Source organism: Pseudomonas sp. LBUM1653 (genome assembly GCF_059716115.1).
In genome coordinates this window covers 531,383-555,459 of sequence record NZ_CP166803.1, presented here as the reverse complement: position 1 = coordinate 555,459, position 24,077 = coordinate 531,383, and the positions used below count along the sequence as shown (strand labels likewise).

At 60.5% G+C, this 24,077-nt stretch carries 21 protein-coding genes; 8 read left to right on the top strand and 13 right to left on the bottom strand.

Annotated elements, in window-relative coordinates:
• Nucleotides 1–59: 59 nt before the first annotated feature.
• On the bottom strand, nt 60–671 hold the full coding sequence (locus ACA054_RS02505; RefSeq protein ID WP_497688040.1) for a trimeric intracellular cation channel family protein: 612 nt from the start codon (nt 669–671) through the stop codon (nt 60–62).
• A gap of 89 nt (nt 672–760) precedes the next feature.
• Nucleotides 761–1,303, bottom strand: coding sequence for an oligoribonuclease (orn, locus tag ACA054_RS02500; RefSeq protein ID WP_497688039.1), 543 nt, complete (start codon nt 1,301–1,303; stop codon nt 761–763).
• Nucleotides 1,304–1,410: 107 nt separating this feature from the next.
• On the opposite strand from orn, the gene rsgA reads away from it, so the two are divergent.
• The 4 genes from rsgA to ACA054_RS02480 all read left to right on the top strand — a co-directional run bounded on the left by rsgA (nt 1,411) and on the right by ACA054_RS02480 (nt 4,502).
• Nucleotides 1,411–2,442, top strand: coding sequence for a small ribosomal subunit biogenesis GTPase RsgA (gene rsgA, locus ACA054_RS02495; protein WP_497688038.1), 1,032 nt, complete (start codon nt 1,411–1,413; stop codon nt 2,440–2,442).
• A 199-nt stretch (nt 2,443–2,641) separates the two neighbouring features.
• Nucleotides 2,642–3,049 (top strand): TIR domain-containing protein, encoded by a 408-nt coding sequence (locus ACA054_RS02490; RefSeq protein WP_497688037.1) that lies wholly within the window; start codon nt 2,642–2,644, stop codon nt 3,047–3,049.
• A 2-nt stretch (nt 3,050–3,051) separates the two neighbouring features.
• Complete coding sequence (locus ACA054_RS02485; RefSeq protein ID WP_497688036.1) at nt 3,052–4,011, top strand: caspase family protein; 960 nt, start codon at nt 3,052–3,054, stop codon at nt 4,009–4,011.
• Nucleotides 4,011–4,502 (top strand): toll/interleukin-1 receptor domain-containing protein, encoded by a 492-nt coding sequence (locus ACA054_RS02480; RefSeq protein ID WP_497688035.1) that lies wholly within the window; start codon nt 4,011–4,013, stop codon nt 4,500–4,502. The genes ACA054_RS02485 and ACA054_RS02480 overlap by 1 nt, the downstream gene beginning before the upstream one ends.
• Before the next feature lie 390 nt (nt 4,503–4,892).
• On the opposite strand, the gene ACA054_RS02475 is transcribed toward ACA054_RS02480, so the two are convergent.
• From ACA054_RS02475 to motA, 3 genes are all read right to left on the bottom strand, one after another.
• Nucleotides 4,893–6,197: an IS4 family transposase gene (locus tag ACA054_RS02475; protein WP_497690236.1), complete on the bottom strand. Its 1,305-nt coding sequence runs from the start codon at nt 6,195–6,197 to the stop codon at nt 4,893–4,895.
• Between the two features lie 1,081 nt (nt 6,198–7,278).
• Nucleotides 7,279–8,307 (bottom strand): flagellar motor protein MotB, encoded by a 1,029-nt coding sequence (motB, locus tag ACA054_RS02470; protein ID WP_497688034.1) that lies wholly within the window; start codon nt 8,305–8,307, stop codon nt 7,279–7,281.
• Between the two features lie 3 nt (nt 8,308–8,310).
• Nucleotides 8,311–9,162, bottom strand: coding sequence for a flagellar motor stator protein MotA (motA, locus tag ACA054_RS02465; protein ID WP_008063575.1), 852 nt, complete (start codon nt 9,160–9,162; stop codon nt 8,311–8,313).
• A 166-nt stretch (nt 9,163–9,328) separates the two neighbouring features.
• Between motA and ACA054_RS02460 the strand changes: the two genes are divergently transcribed.
• Genes ACA054_RS02460 through asd form a run of 3 tightly spaced genes read left to right on the top strand, consistent with a single transcriptional unit; the run spans nt 9,329 to nt 12,604 of the window.
• Nucleotides 9,329–10,867 (top strand): HDOD domain-containing protein, encoded by a 1,539-nt coding sequence (locus ACA054_RS02460; protein ID WP_497688033.1) that lies wholly within the window; start codon nt 9,329–9,331, stop codon nt 10,865–10,867.
• A gap of 42 nt (nt 10,868–10,909) precedes the next feature.
• The gene (locus tag ACA054_RS02455; RefSeq protein ID WP_497688032.1) at nt 10,910–11,725 is read left to right on the top strand and encodes a rhodanese-like domain-containing protein; all 816 of its coding nucleotides are present in this window, start codon (nt 10,910–10,912) and stop codon (nt 11,723–11,725) included.
• 18 nt (nt 11,726–11,743) lie between these two features.
• Entirely contained in the window at nt 11,744–12,604 is an 861-nt protein-coding gene (asd, locus tag ACA054_RS02450) for an archaetidylserine decarboxylase (protein WP_497688031.1), read from the top strand.
• A 112-nt stretch (nt 12,605–12,716) separates the two neighbouring features.
• Here the strand turns inward: asd and serB are convergent, their stop codons facing one another.
• Nucleotides 12,717–13,931 (bottom strand): phosphoserine phosphatase SerB, encoded by a 1,215-nt coding sequence (serB, locus tag ACA054_RS02445; RefSeq protein ID WP_034148725.1) that lies wholly within the window; start codon nt 13,929–13,931, stop codon nt 12,717–12,719.
• A 135-nt stretch (nt 13,932–14,066) separates the two neighbouring features.
• Between serB and ACA054_RS02440 the strand changes: the two genes are divergently transcribed.
• Nucleotides 14,067–15,587 (top strand): AhpA/YtjB family protein, encoded by a 1,521-nt coding sequence (locus tag ACA054_RS02440; protein ID WP_497688030.1) that lies wholly within the window; start codon nt 14,067–14,069, stop codon nt 15,585–15,587.
• A 226-nt stretch (nt 15,588–15,813) separates the two neighbouring features.
• Here ACA054_RS02440 and ACA054_RS02435 read toward each other — a convergent pair whose 3' ends face one another.
• The 7 genes from ACA054_RS02435 to cpdA all read right to left on the bottom strand — a co-directional run bounded on the left by ACA054_RS02435 (nt 15,814) and on the right by cpdA (nt 24,032).
• A complete protein-coding gene (locus ACA054_RS02435; protein ID WP_497688029.1) occupies nt 15,814–16,527 on the bottom strand; it encodes a PqiC family protein in 714 nt (237 codons plus the stop codon).
• A gap of 176 nt (nt 16,528–16,703) precedes the next feature.
• Nucleotides 16,704–18,971, bottom strand: coding sequence for a DNA topoisomerase IV subunit A (parC, locus tag ACA054_RS02430; protein ID WP_497688028.1), 2,268 nt, complete (start codon nt 18,969–18,971; stop codon nt 16,704–16,706).
• Between the two features lie 7 nt (nt 18,972–18,978).
• Nucleotides 18,979–19,503: a retropepsin-like aspartic protease family protein gene (locus ACA054_RS02425; RefSeq protein ID WP_497688027.1), complete on the bottom strand. Its 525-nt coding sequence runs from the start codon at nt 19,501–19,503 to the stop codon at nt 18,979–18,981.
• Nucleotides 19,500–20,489: an esterase-like activity of phytase family protein gene (locus ACA054_RS02420; protein WP_497688026.1), complete on the bottom strand. Its 990-nt coding sequence runs from the start codon at nt 20,487–20,489 to the stop codon at nt 19,500–19,502. Before ACA054_RS02420 ends, ACA054_RS02425 begins: the two co-directional genes overlap by 4 nt.
• Nucleotides 20,489–22,396 carry a DNA topoisomerase IV subunit B gene (parE, locus tag ACA054_RS02415; protein ID WP_497688025.1) on the bottom strand — a complete coding sequence of 636 codons (1,908 nt, stop codon included), beginning with the start codon at nt 22,394–22,396 and terminating at the stop codon, nt 20,489–20,491. Before parE ends, ACA054_RS02420 begins: the two co-directional genes overlap by 1 nt.
• Nucleotides 22,397–22,439: 43 nt before the next feature.
• The gene (locus ACA054_RS02410) at nt 22,440–23,048 is read right to left on the bottom strand and encodes a YqiA/YcfP family alpha/beta fold hydrolase (protein WP_497688024.1); all 609 of its coding nucleotides are present in this window, start codon (nt 23,046–23,048) and stop codon (nt 22,440–22,442) included.
• A gap of 168 nt (nt 23,049–23,216) precedes the next feature.
• Nucleotides 23,217–24,032: a 3',5'-cyclic-AMP phosphodiesterase gene (cpdA, locus tag ACA054_RS02405; RefSeq protein ID WP_497688023.1), complete on the bottom strand. Its 816-nt coding sequence runs from the start codon at nt 24,030–24,032 to the stop codon at nt 23,217–23,219.
• Between the last annotated feature and the right edge of the window lie 45 nt (nt 24,033–24,077).

The following is a 24,077-nucleotide window of genomic DNA, read 5'->3' as shown; positions in this document are numbered from 1 at the left end:
TATATACCGCAACTCTATCGGTCATTCGTGCCGGTACTGACGGGTTCAAGCAACGCCACTCATTGCTGATCGTTATAAACAAACTTCGGCATTTCCCAGTGGAATCGAATCGCCAGCAACCGCAGCAGGAAGCCGCCAAACAGCGTGATCAGAATTGCCTGTTCGCCTGGTAGTTGCAGATAGATGCACAGCATGTAGCACCACGCCGCCGCGAACGAGACACTTGCGTAGAGCTCGCGACGGAAGATCAGCGGGATGTCGTTGCAGAAGATGTCGCGCAGGATGCCGCCGAACACTCCGGTGATCACGCCACTGACCGAAGCCACCAGCATGCCGTGGCCCATTTCCAGCGCGGTCATGCAGCCAATCAGGGTGAACGCCACCAAACCCACGGCATCGAGCACCAGAAACAGCGAGCGCAGGTGGCGCATCCAGCGTGCCGTGAAGACCGTGACCATGGCCGCAACCGAGGTCAGCACCAGATATTCCGGGTGTTTGACCCACGTCAGCGGGTAGTGGCCCAGCAGCACGTCGCGCACCGAACCGCCGCCCAACGCCGTAATGCAGGCGATCAGCACCACGCCAAACCAGTCCATGCCGCGACGGCCGGCAGACAGTGCGCCGGTCATGGCTTCGGCGGTGATGGCGATCAGGTAGAGCATCAGCAACATGGTGGCGGTCCTTGCGAAAAGGCGCGCAGTCTACTCACTTCGCTGAAGCACCAAAAGAGGGCAAATGTGTCAGCGTTTACGCTACCCGATCAGACCTTGATGAAATGCTGGCGATAGTGCTGCAGCTCGGCGATGGATTCGCGGATGTCGTCCAGCGCCAGGTGCGTACTGCCCTTCTTGAAGCTGTCGCGTACGTCCGGCGCCCAGCGAGCGGCCAGTTCCTTGAGGGTCGAAACGTCGAGGTTGCGGTAATGGAAATAGCTTTCCAGGGACTTCATGTGCGTATAAAGAAAGCGACGATCCTGGCAGATGCTATTGCCACAGATCGGCGACTTGCCCTTGGGCACCCACTTCTCCAGGAACGCGATGGTTTCGACTTCGGCCTCAGCCATGCTGATGCGGCTTTCGCGCACGCGCTGGGTCAAACCCGAACCGCCATGTTGACGAGTGTTCCATTCGTCCATGCCGGCCAGGATTTCGTCGCTGTGGTGGATGGCGATCACCGGACCTTCGGCCAGGGTATTCAGGTCGCTGTCGGTGACAATGGTGGCCATTTCGATGATGACATCGGTATCCGGGTTCAGACCGGTCATTTCCAGGTCGATCCAGATCAGGTTCTGCGGGTTTTGCATGTGTCGGCTCCTAAGCAATGCTGTGCAGTTTAGCCTAGGCCGGTGGCCGGGCGTGCTAAACTCGCGGCCGTTTTACCTAATCGCTGCATTCTTGATACGGAACACCCATGGCCAAACGCCAACTCAATCGTCGTCAAAACTGGCGCATCGAAAAGATTCAGGGCGAACGCGCTGCCCGCGCCGCCAAACGCGAGTCCTCGGCTGTCGAGGCACTCGAAGGTGGCGACCTGGGCCCGGAACAGACCGGCCTGGTGATCGCGCACTTCGGTGTGCAGGTCGAAGTCGAAGCCCGCGATGGCGCGCTGGCCGGCCAAGTATTCCGTTGCCACCTGCGTGCCAACCTGCCCGCACTGGTGACCGGCGACCAGGTGGTCTGGCGTGCCGGCAACCAGGGTATCGGCGTCATCGTGGCGCAATTGCCACGCAACACCGAACTCTGTCGCCCGGACAGCCGTGGTCAGCTCAAACCTGTAGCGGCGAACGTCGACATGATTGTCATCGTGTTCGCGCCGCTGCCTGAGCCCCATGCCAACCTGATCGACCGCTACCTCGTAGCCGCCGAACACGCAGGCATCAAGCCGCTGCTGTTGCTGAACAAGTTCGACCTGATCGACGAGCACAACGCCCCGGCGCTGAATGCCTTGCTCGCGGTTTACCGCACCCTGGGTTATCCCGTGCTGGAAGTGTCGGCCCACCACGGCAATGGCATGGAACAACTTCAAAAACAACTGGACGGGCGCATCAGCGTGTTCGTCGGCCAGTCCGGCGTTGGCAAGTCGTCGCTGGTCAACAGCCTGCTGCCGGAAGTCGAAACCCGCGTCGGCCCGCTGTCCGAGTTGTCCGGCCAGGGCACCCATACCACGACCACCGCGCGCCTGTTCCACTTCCCCGGTGGCGGTGAGCTGATCGACTCCCCGGGCATCCGCGAGTTCGGCCTGGGCCACGTCAGCCGTGCCGACGTCGAGGCCGGTTTCATCGAGTTCAACGACCTGCTCGGCACCTGCCGCTTCCGCGACTGCAAGCACGACCGCGAACCCGGTTGCGCCCTGCTCAAGGCCCTGGAAGACGGCCGCGTGCAACAGCAACGGATGAACAGCTACCGCTCGATCATCGCCAGTTTGCCGGAAAACGGCTACTAAACAGACGTGCCGACCGCCCTGACTTCAGCGGGGTGGTCGGCGGCTGGATCCCGCCCCCACTTAAACGTCAGACCTTTCTGTAAGGCGCATGCACGCGCGATTGTAGGACATTTCTCTTTCCGCGCCGTCCCCTTGTGGCCGCCCTGCAATCGCCTAAGTTCAAGCCCTCTTCGCACTCCTGCGACACCGAGGGACACCCATGCAAACCTACCATCTGTTCATCAGCCACTCGTGGAACTACTCCGACGCCCACGACGGTCTCGTGCGCCTGCTCAACGCCAAGCCGGATTTCATGTTCAAGAATTTTTCGGTGCCACCGGACAACCCGATCGTCGGCGCGCAAACCGACAAACAACTTGAGGAGGCCATCGAAAACATGATCCGCCCGTGTTCGGCGGTACTGATCATGGCCGGGATGTATGCCACCTACAGCAAGTGGATCAACAAGGAAATCGAGATCGCCAAGCGCATGGGCAAGGTGATCATTGCGATCAAGCCGTTCGGTGCCGAGCGCATTTCCACGGTGGTACGTGACGCGGCGCATGCCGAATGCGCGTGGAACACCAATAGCATCATCACCGCGATTCGCCAGCATACGGCGGTGTAACCATGCGCAAGGGACTGTTTATCGGCATCAACGACTACACCCATGTGTCGAGCCTGAGGGGCTGCAGCAATGACGCCATGGCCATGGCCTCCGTACTGAAGACCGACGCCAATGGCGATCCGAACTTCAAGAACATCGTACTGACATCCGCCGAGGACTACCTGAGCCGGGAAAAACTCGAAGACCAGATCCGCGAGCTGTTTTCCGGGGACTGCAATGTCGCACTGCTGTATTTCGCCGGCCACGGCAGCTTCGACACCGACACCGACGAAGGCATGTTGATCCCGCAGGATTACAAGAGCGCCAAGGACGGGATTCGCCTCAGTGACATACTGAACTGGGCGAGCAAGGCCACGAAGATCAAAAACAAAGTGATCATTCTCGATTGTTGCCAAAGCGGCTCGGCCGGCGAACTGCGTGCCCTGCGCAGTGAAGGCAGCGTGGTTGGCGAAGGCATGACCATTCTGACCGCCTGCAAAAAGGAGGAGCCGGCGATGGAGGGCGCACAGCACGGTGTGTTCACCGGATTGTTGCTCCAGGCCCTGCACGGTGGAGCAGCGAACATCCTGGGCAAGATCACCCCCGGCAGCCTCTATTCGTTTGTCGACAACGCGCTCGATGCCTGGGAGCAGCGTCCGGTGTTCAAGACCAACGTCTCGCAGTTCATTTCCCTGCGCGAAGTGTCACCGTTGATCCCCAAGGAAATCTTGCGCAAACTCCCCGAATGGTTTGCCGAAGCGGAGTCGGTGTACCCCCTCGCCCCCAGCTTTGAGCCCACCGAACCCGAGTTCAACCCGGAACAGGGTGAGGTCTTCGCCCAGCTGCAAAAGTGCAACCGCCACAGTCTCATCGAACCGGTGGACGCCGAACACATGTACTACGCCGCCATCCACTCCACCGGCTGCCGCCTCACTGCCCTCGGCGCCTATTACCGCGAACTCGCGATCAAGGGACATTTCTGATGCCAGTGTTTATCAGCTACCGCCACATGGATCGCGCCCACGCGATCCACATCAACACGCGCCTGATGCAAGCCAATATCAAGACCTACCTCGACGTGCTGGATGCCGAATCCCAGACCACCGATGACATCACCGGTGTGATCACCCGCAACATCAGCGAATGCACGCACCTGCTGGCGGTAGTGTCGGAGAAAACCGCGCTGTCCTGGTGGGTGCCGTTCGAAATCGGCGAGGCGACTATCACCAATCGGCGTATCTGCTCGTTCAAGACAGGCCCGACAGAGCTGCCGCTGTACCTGGACAAATGGCCGAAGCTGACCAGCGACAGAGATATTGAGTTCTTTATTGATGCTTATCGCAACGAATCTACGCTCAAGCGTTCGATGTCACTGGAGTCGGTGACGGGTAGCGAGTCAGTGCGTAGCGTCAACAGGACTAACGCCGATCGATTCCACACTGATTTGAAGTCCAGAATCATTCGCGGTTTCTGACGTCACTTCGCCCCCCAAGCGGTCCTCTTGACCGATTGGGGTTTCTCTTACCCAACATCTGTAGGAGCCGGCTTGCTGGCGATCCACCGCGGTTAACCGGTCAATCCGCGTGATCGTTCATCGCCAGCAAGCCGGCTCCGACAGGGGGAAATGCGTACGGCTCCCGATCAGGCTGGCCGGTAGGCCGCCTCGCTTTTGCTGTTGCTTTGGCTTTTGATTTTCTTGCCACCTCACGCCCTGAGCCTGTCCGTCAACCTGTGACTACCTCCATCGGCGCCTCTACCAACGTTGATCCATGCCGCGTCAAAGCCTGTGGGAGATTATTGTCTGAGTACATATCCATTGCTGCGGTAACGGCCACTTATGGTTTCGCCCTTACGGCCATCCCTTTCAAGGTCTTTTGACTTTTGCGGCCTTGAGCACCCGATCCGTCGACACATGGGCATGCACTGCCTTACCTTCAAGCCACTCCTTGGGCTTGGGCACCTTGGGCCCGCGTGTGCTTTTGGCGACCTGTTTGGGCTTGATATTCCTGGCCAGCGCCAACAGGCGCTGTGCCGTAGTTTCTGAGCTCGATTGAAGTGATAAGTAATCTGCAGGCAACGCGATCTGCATGCCCTCATAACCGCTACGCACTTGCACGGTCAGGTGGAAGATCGAAGCCTCCCATCCCTCTGGCTGCGTTTGGCGATGAGCCTGCTCAACGCTGCGCTTAAGCACTGACAACACGTTGTAGGCCAACACCGCCGAAGCAAACCCGAGCAGGGCCGCCTTGGGGTTGCCCAAGGTTCCGAGTTCACTGTCCAGCACCGACTCCAGGCGCTGGAACATCCCTTCGATACTCCAGCGACGACGGTACAAATCGGCGATTTGCTCAGCGCTGATGGTCTCGGGCAAGTTGCTCCAGAACAACAACGTGGTGTCGCCTGATTCGGTAGCTTTTTGCAGATTCAGCTCGACACGCCGCCACTGACGTCCACCTTTCACTTCGATGATTTGCTCACGCACGCTTCCGGTCGCGACCGCGACAGGTTCCTGCCAGTCGCCTTCCTGAAACAGGCGCGGATGTTTACTCGGCTCACGAACAATGAAGGCAGCCCCGGCGTCTTCACAGGCCTCCATGACCGGGAGCGTGCAGTAGAGTCGATCGGCCATCCACAACTGGCCGGCACGGGCGTTTTCCAGCAACGGCAGCACACCGACACGCTCACTGGCATAAGCATCTTCACAGGGCTGGAGGTCGACGACCTGGTCCAGATCAGGGTCGTAAACCACGACCGAAAAACCAGGCCGCGCGGCACCTCGTTCACGGCGCAAAGCATCCAGACGTTTTTCACTGGCAGGCAGGTGGTTACCGTCAACGACCCGCAGTTGCCAGCCGGGCAAAATGGCAGAACAGCCCAACTCCTCAATCGTCGGCGTCAGGCGCTGCGCACTGCCGCTCACCAAGGCGCGCAGCAGCGCGGGCTCTGTGCGGCTGACCTTGTCGTAAAGCGCCGCCAAGCTGACGGGCAGATCATCCATCTGCCGTGCGGCGGCATGCAGCGAAGGGCGCAACCCCAGTGAAACAAGGGACATCAGCTCAACGATGGTCGAAAACAAAAGCTCGCGCGGGTACTGCCGTTGACGGTGTTCTTCGAACACCTGATCGACCCACTCAGCTGGAATGGCCTGCTCCAACACCAATTTGGCCATGACACTGGCCGGTGTTTTTTTCTCGAACCGCGCTAAAACCTCTGCCCACATCGTCTCGTCTTCCTGACCGGAGTTTTTGGAGGATTTTAACAAAGACCTTGAAAGGGGTGGCCCTTACGGCGACTCACTTTTCCAAACGCCGGAATGCCGGCCCAGCGAAAAGTAAGCAAAAGGCTCTGCCCCACCACTCGGTGCCTCGCTGTGGCTCGGCATGCCCTCACTCCGGCATTACTCCGTGGGTCGCCGCGATGGGCCATCCATGGCCCAGCGCGGCTAAACCGGCGTCCTGCCGGTTTCCCCACTGCGCAATGCCTGCGTTCGGCCAGCGTGGTTTAACAGGGCGCCCAAATCTAAAGCCAAAGCGAGGCGGCCTGACAGCCGGCCTGATTTCAAGTGAACACGCATCCCTGTCGTTGATCGTTCCCACGCTCTGCGTGGGAATGCATCCTGTGACGCTCCGCGTCACCGTTGCGCACGGCTCACGTCATGCGTCGCATGCGGAACGCGGAGCGTCTCTGGCGGCGTTCCCACGCAGAGCGTGGGAACGATCAGATCAAGCGCACGCATCCACAGCCAGGTCGGCTATCAGGCCGCCTCGCTTTTGCTGTTGCCTTGGTTTTTGATTTTCTTGCCCCCTCGAGAGGCCGAGTGGAGGTTCTGCGCAGTGGGTAAACCGGCATGGATGCCGGTTTAGCCGCGCTGGGCCATGGATGGCCCATCGCGGCGGGCCCACGGAGCAGGACCGGAGCGAGGGTACCCCGAGCCTCAGCGAGGGGCCGAACGCCAGGGGCAAGAGCCCTTGGTTACTTGGGGCTCTTCCAAGTGACTCGCCGTAAGGGCGAAACCCTAAGTGGCCGTTACCGCAGGAATGGATATGTACTCCGTCAACAAAATCCAGGTCAGCTGTCAGGCCGCCTTCGCGAGCAGGCTCGCTCCCACAGTAGATCGGGTACATCCGCGAGCGATTTGTCGGCCATGAGGCCGCCATCGCCAGCAAGCCGGCTCCTACTGAAATGAAGTGGCCTCCAAACCAGTGAAAGCCACAGAAAAAAACCGACATCACTGTCGGCTTTTTCATAGGTTACTGCTTCGGCGATTCACCCGGTTTCGGTGCCGGGTCATCAAACAGGTTCAACCGCTCACGCAGTTCGTGAGCCGGCATCGGCTCCTTGTCCGCTGGCAACGCGTTCGGGTCGTCCCGTGCAACCGGAGCGGCTCCCGGAGCGGCCGAACCTTGCGGTGCATCGGGCGTAGGCTCCGCACCTTGCGAACCTTCGATAGCACGCTGGGCTTTCTTGGTCAGCACGATAATGTCGATACGACGGTTAACCGGGTTGAACGGATGCTCGCGATCGAACAGGGCCGACGAGGCATAACCGACCACGCGCGCCACTTGCGAGTCGGGATAACTGCCTGCCACCAGCGCACGGCGCGCGGCGTTGGCACGGTTGGCCGAAAGCTCCCAGTTACCGAACTCACCGGTGCCGGTGTACGGCTTGGCATCGGTATGGCCGCTGATGCTGATCTTGTTCGGCACTGCCTTGATGGTATCGGCCATGGCCAGCAGGATGTCTTCGAAATACGGTTTCAGGCGGGCTGAGCCTGAGTCGAACATCGGCCGGTTCTCGGCGTCCACGATCTGGATACGCAAACCGTCCGGGGTGATCTCGAACAGGATCTGGTCTTTGAATTTCTGCAGTTGCGGGTTCTCTTCGACCTTGTTCTGCAGCTCTTGCAGCAGCAGTTCCAGGCGCTCCTTCTCCACCATCTCGGCCATGCCTTCGACCTGTTCGACGTCGACCGTCACCTTGTCCGGCTGCGGCTGGGTCTTCATCTCGGGGTTGAGGGTGTTTTCCGGCGCCATGGTCGGCGTGCCGCCCAGATCGATGATGTACGGCGTGCCACTTTCGGAAAAGCCGATCGGGTCCTTGAAGTAACCGGCGATGGCGATCTTCTGTTCCGGGGTGGCGGTGGACAACAGCCACAACACCAGGAAGAACGCCATCATCGCTGTGGCAAAGTCGGCGAAGGCGATTTTCCAGGCGCCCCCGTGATGCCCGCCGGCAATGCGCTTGACGCGCTTGATAATAATCGGCTGGTTGTTTTCCATGGCTTAACGACCACGAACCGCTTGTTCCAGCTCAGCGAAGCTAGGACGGTGCGCCGGGTACAGAACCTTGCGCCCGAACTCCACGGCCAGCGACGGCGGCATGCCGGAAGCAGAAGCCACCAGCGAGGCCTTGATGGCTTCGTAGACGTTCAGTTCTTCCTTGGCATCGTGGGCCAGGGAATGCGCCAGTGGGCCGAAGAAACCGTAGGCAGCGAGAATACCGAAGAAGGTACCGACCAGTGCCGCACCGACGTGCAGGCCGATGGACTTCTGGTCGCCCTCACCCAGCGAGGCCATGGTCACCACGATACCCAGAACCGCCGCGACGATACCGAAACCGGGCATGGCGTCGGCGATACCGTTCACCGCGTGGGACGGGTGCTCCAGGTCTTCCTTGAGGCTGTAGAGCTCCATGTCGAACAGGCCCTCAAGCTCATGGGGCGCCATGTTGCCGGAGGACATGATGCGCAGGTAATCACAGATGAACGCGGTCATGCGCTCATCCTTGAGGACCGTCGGGTACTTGGCGAAGATCGGGCTCGCAGCGGCATCTTCGATATCCGCTTCGATGGCCATCATGCCTTCGCGGCGGCTCTTGTTGAGAATCTCGTAGATCAGGCCCAGCACTTCAAGATAGAAGGCATGGCTGAAACGCGAACCGAACATGCTCAGGGACTTCTTGAGCACGTGCATGGTCATGTAACCGGGGTTGGCCTGCAGGAATGCACCGAGGGCCGCACCACCGATGATCATGACCTCGAAAGGCTGGATCAGGGCGGCAATCTTGCCATGGGAGAGCACGTATCCGCCGAGCACGCTCGCGAATACGACGATGATGCCGATTATTTTAGCCATAGGTAGGAGAGCACTTACTGAGTCGGGTTCAAGGTCATATTCGGAAGTTAAAAAATCTCTTCTTCTACTTATCGGCAAAACTGCGCCAGACTATAGCCAGTTCAGGCGAAAAGCTAATTTGACCCCCTCCGGGCATAGGTATTGTTGACGATGATCGCCTCCAGACATGGCTAGACAAACAAACGCCACGACGCCAACACCGACCACGCTCGAAGGCTGGGTCAAACTTCTCGACGGCGTGCGCCTGCCGGTTCCGCAGGCCAGTCACGACCGTGTCTGCCGGGCCATGCGCGACAGTCGCAGCTCTGTGCGCAAGATCGCCGACTTGATGCAGGACAGTCCGGCCCTGGCCTTGAGCGTGATTCGCGAGGCCAACCGGTACAGTCATGGCGGCATGACCGAGCCGGCGGAAAACCTTGAGGTCGCCATCAATCGCCTCGGCTTGAAGCGCACCGAGGAGCTGCTCGCGCGACTGCCCGCCATGCCCCAGGGCGAGATTCCGAAAGCCCTGCGCCAGTTGCAGTTGATCAGCCAACACGCCAGCCAACAGGCCAACGGTTTTTTTGCCAGCCGCCTGGCGCGCCTGTGGCAGGACATCCACTGGGGCAGCCTGCTGTTTCTGTCGCCGCTGTGGCCGCTGGCCCTGACGCATCCGCACCTGCTCGAAGACTGGGAGCTGCGGGTCATTCATAAAGGCGAATCGGCGCGCACCGTCGAAAAGCAACTGTTTGGCGCTCGCCTGCTGGAAATCGGCCTGGCCCTGGTGGACCTCTGGCACCTGCCGATCTGGGTGCAACAGGGCTATCGACTGCTGCTCACCGAGCAACGGGAACTGGTGAAAGTCCTGCGCATCGCCCGTGACAGCGAGCATCCGCTACGCCAGCAGAACCGCCTGGATGATGATCCGACCCTGCGCCGCTGGCTCAATCAACCGGCCAACACGGTGCTGTTGGCCAACGGCCTGGCGCTCTCGGCGCACCAGGCCTGGAACAGTCCGCACAGTGAGCGCTGGCAGTACCTGACCAGCCTCTACCTGCAAATCCCAATGGACGAAGTGCAACAACAATTGCACCAGCAGGCCGCCAACAGCGCGCGTTATCACGCCATGCCCGACCTCTGGCATCCCGCTGTCGCGCTGATCTGGCCATGGGGCATCAACCCTGTGCATGCCGGTTTACAGCCAGCCCCGGCACCCACCGCCGAAGACCTGGCGAAGTGGCGCAAACAATGCGCCGAGTTGTTGGTCGAGCCGAGTCGCTTCACCAATGCCATCCACCTGACCACCTCTGCCCGCGACGCGCTGGTTGCCTGTGGCATGCGCAGGGTGATGATCCTGATGGCCGACCGCATCCACGCCAATCTGCGTGTGCACCAGACGGCCGGCCTGCCTGACGAAGTGGCCGGCCTGAACTTTGCCGTCAGTCAAAGTGCCGTACTGCAACGCCTGCTCGCGCAACAGGCCCAGGTCCGCCTCACGCCTCTGAACAACGCGCAATTTTCCGCCTTGCTGCCCAACAACCTGCGCAGCCAGTTCAGCGGCGAACACCTGTTGCTGCGTTCGCTGCTCAACAATGGGCGGGTGATCATGATCGTCGTGGCAGACCAGGGTGGCGGGCCGTTCTCGGACATCACCGTGCAAGCCTTCGGCAAAACCGCGCAATGCATCGAAAAAGCGTTGCACAGCTTTAGCCAGCGCGGCCAATAAGGCTGCGCTACAATCCTCCCTTTTGTGCCCTGGAGACCTCACATGTCTGACTTCTCTGGCTTGCCGCTGGTGATCGAGCCGAGCGACTTGCTCCCTCGCCTCGACGCCCGCCAACTGATACTGGTGGACCTGACCAGCAACGCCCGCTACACCGAAGGGCATATTCCCGGCGCGCGGTTTGTCGATCCGAAACGCACACAACTCGGCCAGGCGCCCGCGCCGGGGCTGATGCCGCCGCAAGCGGCACTCGAAGCATTGTTCGGTGAGCTGGGGCACAACCCCGATGCCGTCTATGTCGTCTATGACGACGAAGGCGGCGGTTGGGCCGGGAGGTTTATCTGGCTTCTGGATGTCATTGGCCACAGTAAATACCACTATCTCGATGGCGGCCTGACGGCCTGGCTGGCAGAAGGCATGCCTATGTCAATCCAGGTCCCCGCTCCAGCAGGTGGCCCGGTTGCGTTGACCCTGCACGACGAACCCACCGCCACCCGCGAGTACCTGCAAAGCCGTCTCGGCGCTGCCGACCTGGCGATCTGGGATGCACGCGGGCCGCTGGAGTATTCCGGCGAGAAAGTCCTGGCGGCCAAGGGCGGCCACATCCCTGGCGCGGTCAATTTCGAATGGACCGCCGGCATGGATAAGTCACGCCAACTGCGCATCCGCACCGACATGCCGCAGATCCTCGAACAACTCGGGATCAGCAAAGACAAAGAAGTGATTACCCACTGCCAGACTCACCATCGGTCTGGCTTCACCTATCTGGTGGCCAAGGCTCTCGGTTATCCGCGGGTCAAAGGCTACGCCGGCTCCTGGGGCGAATGGGGTAACCATCCCGACACTCCCGTAGAGATTTAAGGTTTTTAAGGACAGTTAATGAACAAGCGTCTGTTTATCGTCAGCCAATACCTGCTGCCCCACAACCTGCTCTCGCGACTGGCCGGCTGCATCGCCGAATGCCGCGTGCGCTGGTTCAAGAATGCGTTCACCGCGTGGTTCGCCAAGCGTTACCAGGTGAATATGTCCGAGGCCCTGGTCGAAGACCTCACCGCCTACGAACACTTCAACGCTTTCTTCACCCGCGCGCTGAAAGACGGTGCCCGTCCGTTGGACGAGACTCCGGGCGCAATCCTCAGCCCGGCCGACGGCGCAGTCAGCCAGCTTGGCCCGATCGAACACGGCCGTGTATTCCAGGCCAAGGGCCACAGCTTCAGCGTGCTGGAACTGTTGGGTGGCGATGCGGCGAATGCCGCGCCGTTCATGGGCGGTGATTTTGCGACTATTTATCTGTCGCCGAAGGATTACCACCGCGTGCACATGCCACTGGCCGGCACCCTGCGCGAGATGGTCTACATCCCGGGCCGCCTGTTCTCGGTCAACCAGACCACCGCTGAAAACGTTCCGGAATTGTTTGCCCGCAACGAGCGTGTGGCATGCATTTTCGACACTGAGCGCGGGCCAATGGCCGTGGTGCTGGTGGGCGCGATGATCGTGGCATCGATCGAAACCGTGTGGGCCGGGCTGGTTACGCCGCCGAAACGCGAGCTGAAAACCTTCCGCTACAACGAAGCCGCACGCGCGCCGATCCACCTGGAAAAAGGTGCTGAGCTGGGCCGCTTCAAACTGGGTTCGACTGCTGTCGTGCTATTCGGGCCGGATCAGGTGAAGTGGGCTGAAGAGTTGGGCGCTGGTTCGCCAGTACAGATGGGTCAGGGTATGGGCTCACCAAAAGCCTGACCTGTACAAAGCTCTATTGTGGGAGCGAGCCTGCTCGCGAAGGCGGTATAACAGTCAACTTAGATGTTGAATGTTATGACCCCTTCGCGAGCAGGCTCGCTCCCACAATGTTTTAGAGCTGGCCGTCGCGATCGCGGAAGCCCAGCAGGTACAGCACGCCATCCAGCCCAAGGGTGGAAATCGCCTGTTTCGCCGACTGCTTGACCAGCGGTTTGGCGCGGAATGCCACGCCCAACCCGGCAATCGCCAGCATCGGCAAGTCATTGGCACCGTCGCCGACCGCAATGGTCTGCTCCAGACGCAAGCCTTCCTTGTGTGCCAGTTCTTTGAGCAGATCCGCCTTGCGCTGTGCATCGACAATCGGCTCGATTGCCACGCCGGTCACCTTGCCGTCGACCACTTCCAGTTCGTTGGCGAACACGTAGTCGATGCCCAGCTTGGCCTGCAATTGCTTGGCGAAGTAGGTGAAGCCGCCCGACAGAATGGCGGTCTTGTAACCCAGGCGCTTGAGTTCAGCGAACAGGGTTTCAGCGCCTTCGGTCAAGCGCAGCGAGGCACCGATCGAGTCCAGCACGCCGACATCCAGCCCTTTGAGCAACGCCAGGCGCTCTTTGAAGCTGGCGCGGAAGTCCAGTTCACCGGCCATCGCCCGTTCGGTAATTTCCGAAACCTTGTCGCCCACGCCAGCCGCCTTGGCCAGCTCATCGATGACTTCGGCTTCGATCAGGGTCGAGTCCATGTCGAACACCGCCAGACGGCGGTTACGCCGGAACAGCGAATCTTCCTGGAAGGCGATGTCGACGTTCAGTTCCTGAGCGACGCTGAGGAATTCGGCCCGCAGTGCCTGCGGATCAGCCGCTTCGCCACGCACGGAAAACTCGATGCAACCCTTGCCTTTATCGGCCGGGGTATCCAAAGGCATGCGCCCGGACAGGCGATCGATGTGGTCGATGTTCAGGCCATATTTGGCGGTAATCGAGCTCACGGCCTGCAATTGCCCGGCGGTGACCTTGCGAGTCAGCAAGGTCACAATGTGGCGTTTTTTGCCCTGGTTGCCGACCCACTGCTGGTAATCCTCTTCGGACACCGGTGTGAAACGCACCTGTTGATCAAGCTCATAGCCCTTGAAAAGGATGTCCTTGAGCACCGACTTGCCTTGTTCGGTATCAGGAATTTCAACCAGGATGCCGAACGACAGGGTGTCGTGGATCACCGCCTGACCGATGTCGAGAATGTTCACACCACCCTGGGCCAGAACGCCCGTAATGGCCGCAGTCAGACCCGGACGGTCGACTCCCGTGATGTTTATCAGGACGATTTCGCGCAAGGCGCACCCCCGCAGGTGGAAAAAAACCGCATTCTACCCACATTCAGTGACCATCGGGCACCGTGAGCGCTTTGACGGTCTAGGGCCTGTCGCTATACTGCGCGTCAACTTCACGGACAAAAGAGCCGAGCTCAAGTGAACCGGCCCACGCCAGTAAAAACCGATAACTTCTTTCTGCTGATCTTCCGTGCACTGCGCCACCGCCGTGTACCGATTGCATTGCGCATTGCCAGCCATAACGTGATCCTGGTCGCTCTGGCCCTGGTGATCTACGCCTGCGTGATGGGTTTGCAGTTCAAGCAGGCCATGCACGAGCAAGCAGATGCGCTGGGTGAAAGCCTGACCATGCAGACGGCTACCTCAGCCACCGAGCTGTTGGTGTCCAACGACATCCTCAGCCTCAACGTCCTGCTCAACAACCTGACCAAGAACAAGCTGGTGGCCCACGCCGCCATCTACAGCATGGACAACCGGATCCTTGCCGAGGCCGGCCAGCGTCCCAAGCACGGCCTGCTGGGCGAGGCCGAAGGCATCTATCAGAGCAAGATCACCTTCCAGGACGTGACCGCCGGGCAATTGCGCATCAGCCTGGACATGGATCAGTTCCAGCAGCCGATGACCATCAGCCTGCAAAGCATGGGAATTTTGAGCGCGATCCTGCTGGCCCTGTCCCTGGCCCTGAGCCTGCGCATGGGTCGATACCTCTCCACGCCGCTGCTGCAATTGCGGGTTTGGCTGCGCAACATCGACGAATACACCCCGGCCACCGAGCGTAATGACGAGATCGGCGACCTGGCGCGTCAGCTGCACGCCGACTTCGCGCCGGAACCGGTCGAACCGGAACCCGTGCCGGAACCCGAATTCGACGACAGCGATGACGACGACGGCGAGCTGGGTTTCGAAGTGCGTAACCTGCGCGATCCGAGTTTCGATGAAAGCCGCCCGATGGCCGCGATGAAAGCTGCGCCACGGCGTGTCGTCAGCACCGTTGAAGATGATGACGATGATGCGTTCGCCGATTTGCTCGATGATGCGCCAGAAAGCGTGGCGAAACCGCTGGGTAAACCAGTGGCCTCCAGCGTGCCACAGCACAGCGCTGTGCTGGCTGTACAGTTGGGCTCACAGGAACAACTGCGACGCCTGCCCCGGACACGTCTGGAAGAGCTGCTCAAACGCTACCGCGACTGCCTCGACCAGGCGGCCTCGCTCTACCAGAGCGAGCTGCACACCCTGAACGATGGCAGCACCCTGATGCTGTTCCACAGCGAAGACAGCGGCGACGATTACCTGACCAACGCCATCTGCTGCGGCGAGCTGCTGCGGGCGCTGGGCCATCAACTGCAGATCGAAGTCGCCGACAGCGGTATCACCTTGCAATTGCAGCTTGGCCTGACCCTGGGCGACGAGCTGTTCGGCCTGAGCCAGATCGACCTGTTGCTGACCGACGCTGCGCAGGATGCCCTGGCCCTGTCGCAACACAGCCGCAACCTGCTGCTGGTTGAACGCAAGATCAATGACGATGCCCTGATCCGCCAGCGCGCACGGATCCGCCCGATTGCCAGCCCTGAAGGCGCCTGCTGCGTGGAGCGGCTGATGGAGCCTTATCCGTCGATGCTTGAGCGGCAACTGGCGCGGATGCACGAACGCCGGGCGTAAAAGCCCTGTTATGAAGAAGCCCGCAGGCGAGTAATCGTCTGCGGGCTTTTTGTTGCCTGTCCCGACGCCTTCGCGAGCAGGCTCGCTCCCACAGGGGATCTCGACCACCCACGCATCTACTGTGGGAGCGAGCAGGCTCGCGAAGGGGCCACCAGCACTGTAAATTCCACCCTGCAGAAACAACAAAGCCCGCACTAGGCGGGCTTTGGTTTGTATCGGTCCGGACTTAGAAGCGAAACACTTCCATATCCGTACGAATCGGTGCAGCCATCGGAATCTTCGGCTGCTTTTCCGCTTCCGCAGCAGGCGCCACAGGCTTGGCTGCCGGCTTTTTAGGGGCTTCGGCAATCGGTGGCTGGTTGGCCAGAGGCTTGAGCGCTGTCGACAGCTGTTCAGCGAGCTTCTGCAGCAATACACCCTGCGCCTGAACCTGAGCCGCAGTGCTGCCGGCGTGCTGTTCCTGCAGGTGAATAATGCGGTTATCACGCACCTGGCCACGACGGTCGATCAAACGCCATTGCGCATCAAGGATCGCCGGTTGCGACTCTCCCGAATCCAGACGCGTGATGGTCAACAGCACCTGCACATCCGGAGTGAACCCCACTGTCGCAGGTGCCAGCACGACACGCTGGCTATCCAGGTGACCGGCCACCTGACGCAGCAACAGCTGATCGATGTCGGAAGACAGGCTGCCAGCCCAACGGCCGTCGGGCGAGGCTTGCAGGCTGCCATCCGGTTGACGCTGCAACAGGGTTTCGCGTTGCAGGTAGTCCGCCACGGTTACCGGGCCCAACAAAACCGCCATGCCCGCGCTTTGCGCAGGCTGAACCGGACTTCCGCTGTCCAGTTGATACAGCGACACCGGCTGGTGAACGCTGCAACCCGCCAGGCCAAGTACGCCGGCGAGCATCAAGATAAAAGGAAGGCGCAGAGCAGTCATCGTCCCATCCAGGTGATTGCCACAAGGCTAATCACAGTGAAAATACTCAATAAATATGAAGAACGCTCGGCCACGCCGGCGCTTGAAAGGCCATATCATCCGTGAATATGCGTTCCGACTCCAGCGCCAAAGCGCCGATCTACGCGTTAAATCGTAGATCAGGCGCTCTAGGACGCTTAATTGAGGTTTTCGACGAGCAGCGCATCTACCCGCTGGAAGCCACGTGGCAATTTATTACCACGACGCCCACGCTCACCTTTGTAGTGTTCGAGGTCGTCCGCTTTCAGTGACAAGGTACGTTTTCCGGCCTGTAGCACCAGGGTGGCGCCATCCGGGACAACGGCGATGTCCGTGACATACTCTTCGCGACTGGCCACGCGCTCACCGGTAATCCCGATGATCTTGTTGCCTTTGCCCTTACCTAATTGTGGCAGATCGCTGATCTTGAAGATCAGCAGGCGACCTTCGGTGGTCACCGACGCCAGCCAGTTCTGCTCACGATCGGCCACCGGCCGCGGCAGGATCACCTTGGCGTTGTTCGGCAGGCTCAGCAGGGCCTTGCCCGCCTTGTTCTTGGCCTGCAGGTCTTCACCCTTGACCACGAAACCGTAACCGGCGTCCGAGGCGATGACGTACAGCGCATCGTCCTCGGGCATCAGCACGCATTCAAAACTCGCCCCTGGCGGCGGCGTCAGACGGCCGGTCAGCGGTTCGCCCTGACCACGGGCCGATGGCAAGGTGTGTGCGGCGACCGAATAGCTGCGACCGGTGGAGTCGATAAACACCGCAAACTGGTTGGAACGCCCCGCCGCCAAGGCCTTGAAACCATCCCCGGCCTTGTACGACAGCCCGGTGGCGTCGATGTCATGGCCCTTGGCGGAGCGCACCCAGCCTTTTTCCGAGAGCACGACAGTGACTTTTTCGTTCGGCAGCAGATCGTGCTCGGTCAGCGCTTTCGCTTCAGCACGCTCGACGATTGGCGATCGACGGTCGTCGCCATAGGTCTCGGCATCCTTGATCAGCTCGGTGCGTACCAGTTTTTTCAACTTGGCTTCGCTGCTCAGCAGCGCTTGCAGCTTGGCTTGTTCCTTGAGCAGTTCGTCCTGCTCGGAACGCAGCTTCATTTCTTCCAGTCGCGCCAATTGACGCAAACGCGTGTCGAGAATGTAGTCGGCCTGGATTTCGCTCAGGGCGAAACGCTCGATCAGCGCGGCTTTGGGCTGCTCCTCGGTGCGGATGATGTGAATCACTTCATCCAGATTGAGGTAGGCGATCAACAGACCGTCCAACAGATGCAGGCGACGCTCGACCTTGTCCAGGCGGAATTGCAGACGACGACGCACGGTCTGGACCCGGAACTCCAGCCACTCGACCAGCAGCGCCCGCAAGTTTTTCAGCTGCGGCTTGCCGTCCAGTCCGATGATGTTGATGTTGACCCGGTAGCTCGACTCCAGCTCGGTGCTGGCGAACAGGTGCTGCATCAACGCATCGTGGTCAAAGTTTTTCCGGGCGCCCGGAATAATCACGATCCGGCACGGGTTCTCGTGGTCCGACTCGTCGCGCAAGTCGGCGATTTGCGGGGCTTTCGACGGTTTGGCCTGCATCATCGCCGCGATCTGTTCCAGCACCTTGGCACCTGAAACCTGATGTGGCAGCGCGGTGACGATGATGTCGCCGTCTTCGATGTGGTACACGGCGCGCATGCGCACTGAACCCTTGCCGGTTTCGTAGATTTTCAGCAGGTCGGCACGCGGGGTGATGATTTCCGCTTCGGTCGGATAATCCGGGCCCTGGATGTGTTCACAGAGCTGTTCGACCGTGGCTTTGGGCTCATCGAGCAAACGCACGCACGCCGTCGCGACTTCGCGCAGGTTATGCGGCGGAACGTCGGTGGCCATGCCCACGGCAATGCCGGTGGTACCGTTGAGGAGGATATTCGGCAAACGTGCTGGCAACACCAGCGGTTCGTCGAGAGTGCCGTCGAAGTTCGGCCCCCAGTCCGCCGTGCCCTGCCCCAGTTCGCTGAGCAGCACTTCGGAATAACGCGACAGCCGCGCTTCGGTGTAACGCATGGCGGCGAAGGACTTGGGATCGTCCGGCGCACCCCAGTTACCCTGGCCGTCCACCAGCGTGTAGCGGTAGCTGAACGGCTGAGCCATCAGGACCATGGCTTCGTAGCAGGCCGAGTCGCCATGAGGGTGGAACTTGCCGAGCACGTCACCGACGGTACGCGCCGATTTCTTGTGCTTGGAATCGGCGTCCAGCCCCAGCTCGCTCATGGCGTAGACAATACGCCGCTGTACCGGTTTCAGGCCGTCGCCGATATGCGGCAAGGCACGGTCCATGATCACGTACATGGAGTAGTTGAGGTAGGCATTTTCGGTGAAGTCAGCCAGTGACCGGCGCTCTACACCGTCCAGGCTGAGATCAAGGGAGTCGCTCATGCGGGCCTCATCGGTTCGTTGTCTGGCGCAGCAGCATGGTGCCACCGCGCTGGGTAAATTCAAGTTTGTTCAGCGCGCTCATACCGAGCAGCACTTGATCGCCATCCAGGCCTGGCACGACGAGGGCGCGCACATCACGCAACACAATATCGCCCAGTTGCAACCGGTCGACGCGGGTTCGATATCCCTCGGTGCGACCGTTGGCGGTGCTCAGGGTCACCCCGAAGCCTTGTTCCAGTTTCAGCCGTTCGGCCAATTGCGCCGGGATCGCCACATCGGTCGCCCCGGTATCGAGCATGAAATTCACCGGCTGACCATTGATATGGCCGCTGGCAACGAAATGTCCCTGGCCGTTGCTGACCAGTTTCACTTCGACGAAACCATCGCCGAGCTGCGAGTTCACTACCACATTTGGGTTTTGCTGACGCTCTTCCCACTGGCCAAAAAACCGCGTCGCCAGAAACAGCGCGGCGCACCAGGCCAATACCATCAATACTCGACCGGCCCGTTTGCCCGGCGTTTGCTGGCTCATGGTTTGGCACTCCAGCCACCTTCAGGTGCCGCAAAGCGCCAGACGATCGGACGGACCTCGCCATCGGCGCGGGCACCGGTGTTGTTGTCAATACCGATCCAGGCACCCTCGGCGTCCACGATCAACGCTTCGGTCAGTGCAAAGTCCTGGGGATAACGACGATTGTCCTGCAACGCCTCATCGGCAAACGACCAGCAGCGTTCGACCTTGGCCGTCACCGCGTCACGGCGACAAATCTCGAACGCGTTGCGCTCAAGGGTAAACAGCTTGCCGTTGAACCAGGACAGATCGGCAAAATCCCGGGGCATCGCTCTGGCGCTGGGAAATTGCGCAGGTTGCATTTCCTTTCCCCCTTCGCTCAGCAGCACACAACCGCCATCGCAGTCCCACACGGTTTGCTTGCGCTTGACCAGTAGCAACCCGCGACTCTCGCGCTCGGCAGCCAACCACAATTGATCACCTTGCGGATTGATCGCCAGGCCTTCGAATAACGCATTGAAGCGCAGCAACATACCGCTGGCCCGCGCCTCGCGAACCATGATCGGCGAAATCTTCAGCCAGGAGGTCGGCCCGGTTGGCGGAATTTGCAACACCGCCGCATGGGACTCGCTGACCACGTAGCGATTTCCGGCGCTGTCGCAAGTGATCCCTTCGAAATCCAGATCACCGCCACGCACAAACGACGACACCCAGGCCCGCGAGCGCAACCCCCAGGGCAAGTCGTTGTCCGGCACGGGCGCTACGCCGATGCCCACCGCTTCCGCGTGCCAGACGCCAGCGCCCGTCTCGAGGCGGTAGATCTGATCGTCGTCGCGGTCGGAGACCGTCCACAGCTCGTTGCCGCACTGGGCCAGCCCGGACAGGTTGCCGCCGCGCATACCGTCCACGGCATGCTCGGACAACAGACGCAGCTGCGGTGTCGGCTTGGCAGACACCGTCATCGAGGTCAGCAGCAATGCACACGCCAGGGCAAAGCCCAGCCGCATCAGCCCAGCACCTCCGCCAGGTTGCCCTTGGACTCCAGCCACGTCTTGCGGTCGCTGGCGCGTTTTTTCGCCAGCAGCATGTCCATCATTTCCGAGGTCGCGTCGAAATCATCGCCCAAGGTCAGTTGCACCAGGCGCCGGGTATTGGGGTCCATGGTGGTTTCGCGCAGCTGCGGCGGGTTCATCTCACCCAGGCCTTTGAATCGCGTGACCTGCGGCTTGCCGCGCTTCTTCTCGGCCACCAGGCGATCGAGAATGCCGTCGCGCTCGGCATCATCCAGGGCGTAGTAGATCTCTTTTCCCAGGTCGATGCGGTACAGCGGCGGCATGGCGACGTAGACGTGACCGGCATCCACCAACGGGCGGAAATGCTGGAGGAACAACGCGCAGAGCAGGGTCGCAATGTGCAGTCCGTCGGAGTCGGCGTCGGCGAGGATGCAGATCTTGCCGTAGCGCAGCTGGCTCATGTCCGCGGCGCCCGGATCGACGCCGATGGCCACGGCAATGTTGTGCACTTCCTGGCTGGCCAGCACTTCGCTGCCGTCGACTTCCCAGGTGTTGAGGATCTTGCCGCGCAACGGCAGGATCGCCTGGAACTCTTTGTCCCGCGCCTGCTTGGCCGAACCGCCGGCGGAATCACCTTCCACCAGGAACAGCTCGGAACGCATCGGGTCTTGCCCGGCGCAGTCCGCCAGCTTGCCCGGCAGCGCCGGACCCTGGGTAATACGTTTACGCTCGACCTTCTTGCTGGCCTTCAGACGGCGGCCGGCGTTGTTGATCGCTAGCTCGGCCAGCGCCAGGCCGGTTTCCGGATTGGCATTGAGCCACAGACTGAAGGCATCCTTGACCACACCGGAGACGAACGCCGCCGCTTCACGGGACGACAGCCGCTCCTTGGTCTGGCCGGAAAATTGCGGCTCCTGCATCTTCATCGACAGCACAAAAGCGATGCGTTCCCAGACGTCTTCCGGCGCCAGCTTCACGCCGCGCGGCAACAGGCTGCGGAATTCGCAGAATTCGCGCATAGCGTCGAGCAAGCCCTGACGCAGGCCGTTGACGTGGGTACCGCCCTGGGCAGTCGGAATCAGGTTGACGTAGCTTTCCTGCACCGCGTCGCCACCTTCGGGCAGCCACAGCAGCGCCCAGTCGACCGCTTCCTTGTTACCGGCGAAGGCACCGCAAAACGGCTCGTCCGGCAGACGCTCGAATTCGCTGACGGCATCGACCAGGTAGGAACGCAGGCCATCCTCATAATGCCATTCGATTTTCTCGCCTGTGGCCTTGTCCTCAAAGCTGACCAGCAGCCCCGGGCACAGAACGGCCTTGGCCTTGAGCACGTGCTTGAGACGGCTGATGGAAAATTTCGGTGAATCGAAGTATTTCGGATCCGGGGCGAAGAACACGCTGGTCCCGGTGTTGCGCTTGCCAACCGTACCGACGATTTCCAGCTCGGCTTTCTTGTAACCGTCAGCGAAGGTCATCTGGTATTCGTTGCCGTCACGTTTTACACGCACCCGGACTTCGGTCGACAAGGCGTTGACCACCGAAATACCCACCCCGTGCAGGCCGCCGGAGAACTGGTAGTTCTTGTTGGAAAACTTGCCACCAGCATGAAGCTTGGTGAGGATCAGCTCGACCCCGGAAACGCCTTCTTCGGGGTGAATGTCCACTGGCATGCCACGGCCGTCATCGCTGACTTCCAGCGAGTGATCGGCGTGGAGGATGACCTGCACCGATTTGGCATGCCCGGCCAAGGCTTCGTCGACGCTGTTGTCGATGACTTCCTGGGCGAGGTGGTTCGGCCGACTGGTGTCGGTGTACATGCCGGGGCGTTTGCGCACCGGGTCGAGGCCCGAGAGGACTTCGATGGCGTCGGCGTTATAAGAGCTAGCGCTGGGAGTGGCCATGGGGTCTCGTCGTCAGTCTTTCATTGAAAATAGGGGCAAGGTTTCACAGCGCGGTGAAATCAATCGCCTGATACAAATCTGCGCCAATGCCGGCAAAACTCAGCATCGCCGGAAGCTGCTCGGCAAAACCCTGGAAACCATGGTCGCCACCGGCCTGGATGCGCAAGGCACAGGCCCGGTAATACTGCTGGGCAAGGCGATAATCCAGCGTTTCGTCACCGGTCTGCAACCATACCTGATAGCGCTGCGGGTCCTGGGGTGCCGGCACTTCCAGCTCGGCGAGGGCCGTCACGTGGTCGTGGGTCATTTCCCAGGTCTCTTCGGTATACAGGTTTTTCTGTGTCCCCAGGAACCCGTCGAACATCCGGTGCGGACTGACGGCAGGGTTGATCAACAGGGCCTTCAGGCCATGGCGCTCGGCCAGGTGAGTCGCATAGTAGCCGCCGAGTGAGCTGCCGACCAGCAGTGGCCGTCCGAGCGCTTCAATCGCCTGCTCCAGCTGACCGATGGCCTCGCGGGGATGGTGATGCAGGGACGGCACAAGCAGTTGATTGCTCAAGCCCAGGCGTTCCATCACTTCGCTCAACTGTGTGGCCTTTTTCGACGCAGGCGCGCTGTTGAAACCGTGGATATAAAGGATCGAGCCGGACATTTGAACTCCCTGAGCGTCGGGTAAAAAGACGGAGTTTACAGGGACTCAGGGATACATGCGGAATTCGTGTCGCGCCATTCGCGAGCAGGCTCGCTCCCACATAGGCTCTGCGTCGCTCACAAATCCCTGTGAGAGCGAGCCTGCTCGCGAAGGTAGCGACTCGGTTTTTCAGTAGCCGTCGGAACCGTAATCGACCTGAAAATCGAACCCGGTCACACGCTCCACACCGGTTTCCAGCCGCCCATCCGGCAACAACCGCAACCAGCGATACCCCGGTGCCTGCTCCCCGACCTTGAAATCCTCGCTGCCGGGTTCGAACTGAATACACGTCGACGGCGAGGCGATCAGACGCACGTTGTTACGCAATTGATCGATTTCCTGATGCACATGCCCCCAAAGCACGGCGCGCACCTGTGGAAAACGATCCAGAACTTCAAAGAACGCTTCCGGATTACGCAACCCGATTGGCTCCATCCACGCACAGCCGATCGACACCGGATGATGGTGCAAGCACACCAGATGATGCCGCTCTGGCGCCTCACTCAAGGAACGGGCCAACAGTTGCAACTGATCGTCCTGCAAGTACCCTGGCACCGAGCCCGGCACTGCCGAATCGAGCAGCGTGACTCGCCAGTTGCCGATATCCACCACCGGCTCCAACAAAGCACTTTGCACCGCGGCCTCGGCCATGATGTGCGGCTCGTCGTGGTTGCCGGGAATCCAGCGGGCCGGCGCGTCGAGTTGCCGGGTCAATTCACGAAACTGCTGGTAGGACGCAAGCGTGCCGTCCTGGGACAGATCGCCGGTGGCCAGGACCAGATCGATCTGCGGCTGCTGCACGCGCACCAACTCAATGACTTTTTGCAGGCTGTCGCGGGTATTCATGCCCAGCAGCGTACCGTCCGCCTCGGCAAAAAGATGACTGTCGGAGAGTTGCACCAGTAATGCCGGATCAGCGCTGGTCAAGGTGGATACGCTCGGCAAGGTGGTTCTCCCAGGGCGTGATCGCGGGATTGGATAATGGCGCAA

What these genes read in the sequence shown, in the direction of transcription:
- ACA054_RS02420 (WP_497688026.1), bottom strand. Translation starts at nt 20,489, where the DNA reads ATGCGGCTGGGCTTTGCCCTGGCGTGTGCATTGCTGCTGACCTCGATG.
- ACA054_RS02480 (WP_497688035.1), top strand. Translation starts at nt 4,011, where the DNA reads ATGCCAGTGTTTATCAGCTACCGCCACATGGATCGCGCCCACGCGATC.
- ACA054_RS02455 (WP_497688032.1), top strand. Translation starts at nt 10,910, where the DNA reads ATGTCTGACTTCTCTGGCTTGCCGCTGGTGATCGAGCCGAGCGACTTG.
- parC (WP_497688028.1), bottom strand. Translation starts at nt 18,971, where the DNA reads ATGAGCGACTCCCTTGATCTCAGCCTGGACGGTGTAGAGCGCCGGTCA.
- rsgA (WP_497688038.1), top strand. Translation starts at nt 1,411, where the DNA reads ATGGCCAAACGCCAACTCAATCGTCGTCAAAACTGGCGCATCGAAAAG.
- motA (WP_008063575.1), bottom strand. Translation starts at nt 9,162, where the DNA reads ATGGCTAAAATAATCGGCATCATCGTCGTATTCGCGAGCGTGCTCGGC.
- ACA054_RS02475 (WP_497690236.1), bottom strand. Translation starts at nt 6,197, where the DNA reads ATGGCCAAATTGGTGTTGGAGCAGGCCATTCCAGCTGAGTGGGTCGAT.
- asd (WP_497688031.1), top strand. Translation starts at nt 11,744, where the DNA reads ATGAACAAGCGTCTGTTTATCGTCAGCCAATACCTGCTGCCCCACAAC.
- motB (WP_497688034.1), bottom strand. Translation starts at nt 8,307, where the DNA reads ATGGAAAACAACCAGCCGATTATTATCAAGCGCGTCAAGCGCATTGCC.
- ACA054_RS02505 (WP_497688040.1), bottom strand. Translation starts at nt 671, where the DNA reads ATGTTGCTGATGCTCTACCTGATCGCCATCACCGCCGAAGCCATGACC.
- ACA054_RS02410 (WP_497688024.1), bottom strand. Translation starts at nt 23,048, where the DNA reads ATGTCCGGCTCGATCCTTTATATCCACGGTTTCAACAGCGCGCCTGCG.
- ACA054_RS02425 (WP_497688027.1), bottom strand. Translation starts at nt 19,503, where the DNA reads ATGAGCCAGCAAACGCCGGGCAAACGGGCCGGTCGAGTATTGATGGTA.
- ACA054_RS02485 (WP_497688036.1), top strand. Translation starts at nt 3,052, where the DNA reads ATGCGCAAGGGACTGTTTATCGGCATCAACGACTACACCCATGTGTCG.
- ACA054_RS02435 (WP_497688029.1), bottom strand. Translation starts at nt 16,527, where the DNA reads ATGACTGCTCTGCGCCTTCCTTTTATCTTGATGCTCGCCGGCGTACTT.
- parE (WP_497688025.1), bottom strand. Translation starts at nt 22,396, where the DNA reads ATGGCCACTCCCAGCGCTAGCTCTTATAACGCCGACGCCATCGAAGTC.
- orn (WP_497688039.1), bottom strand. Translation starts at nt 1,303, where the DNA reads ATGCAAAACCCGCAGAACCTGATCTGGATCGACCTGGAAATGACCGGT.
- ACA054_RS02490 (WP_497688037.1), top strand. Translation starts at nt 2,642, where the DNA reads ATGCAAACCTACCATCTGTTCATCAGCCACTCGTGGAACTACTCCGAC.
- ACA054_RS02460 (WP_497688033.1), top strand. Translation starts at nt 9,329, where the DNA reads ATGGCTAGACAAACAAACGCCACGACGCCAACACCGACCACGCTCGAA.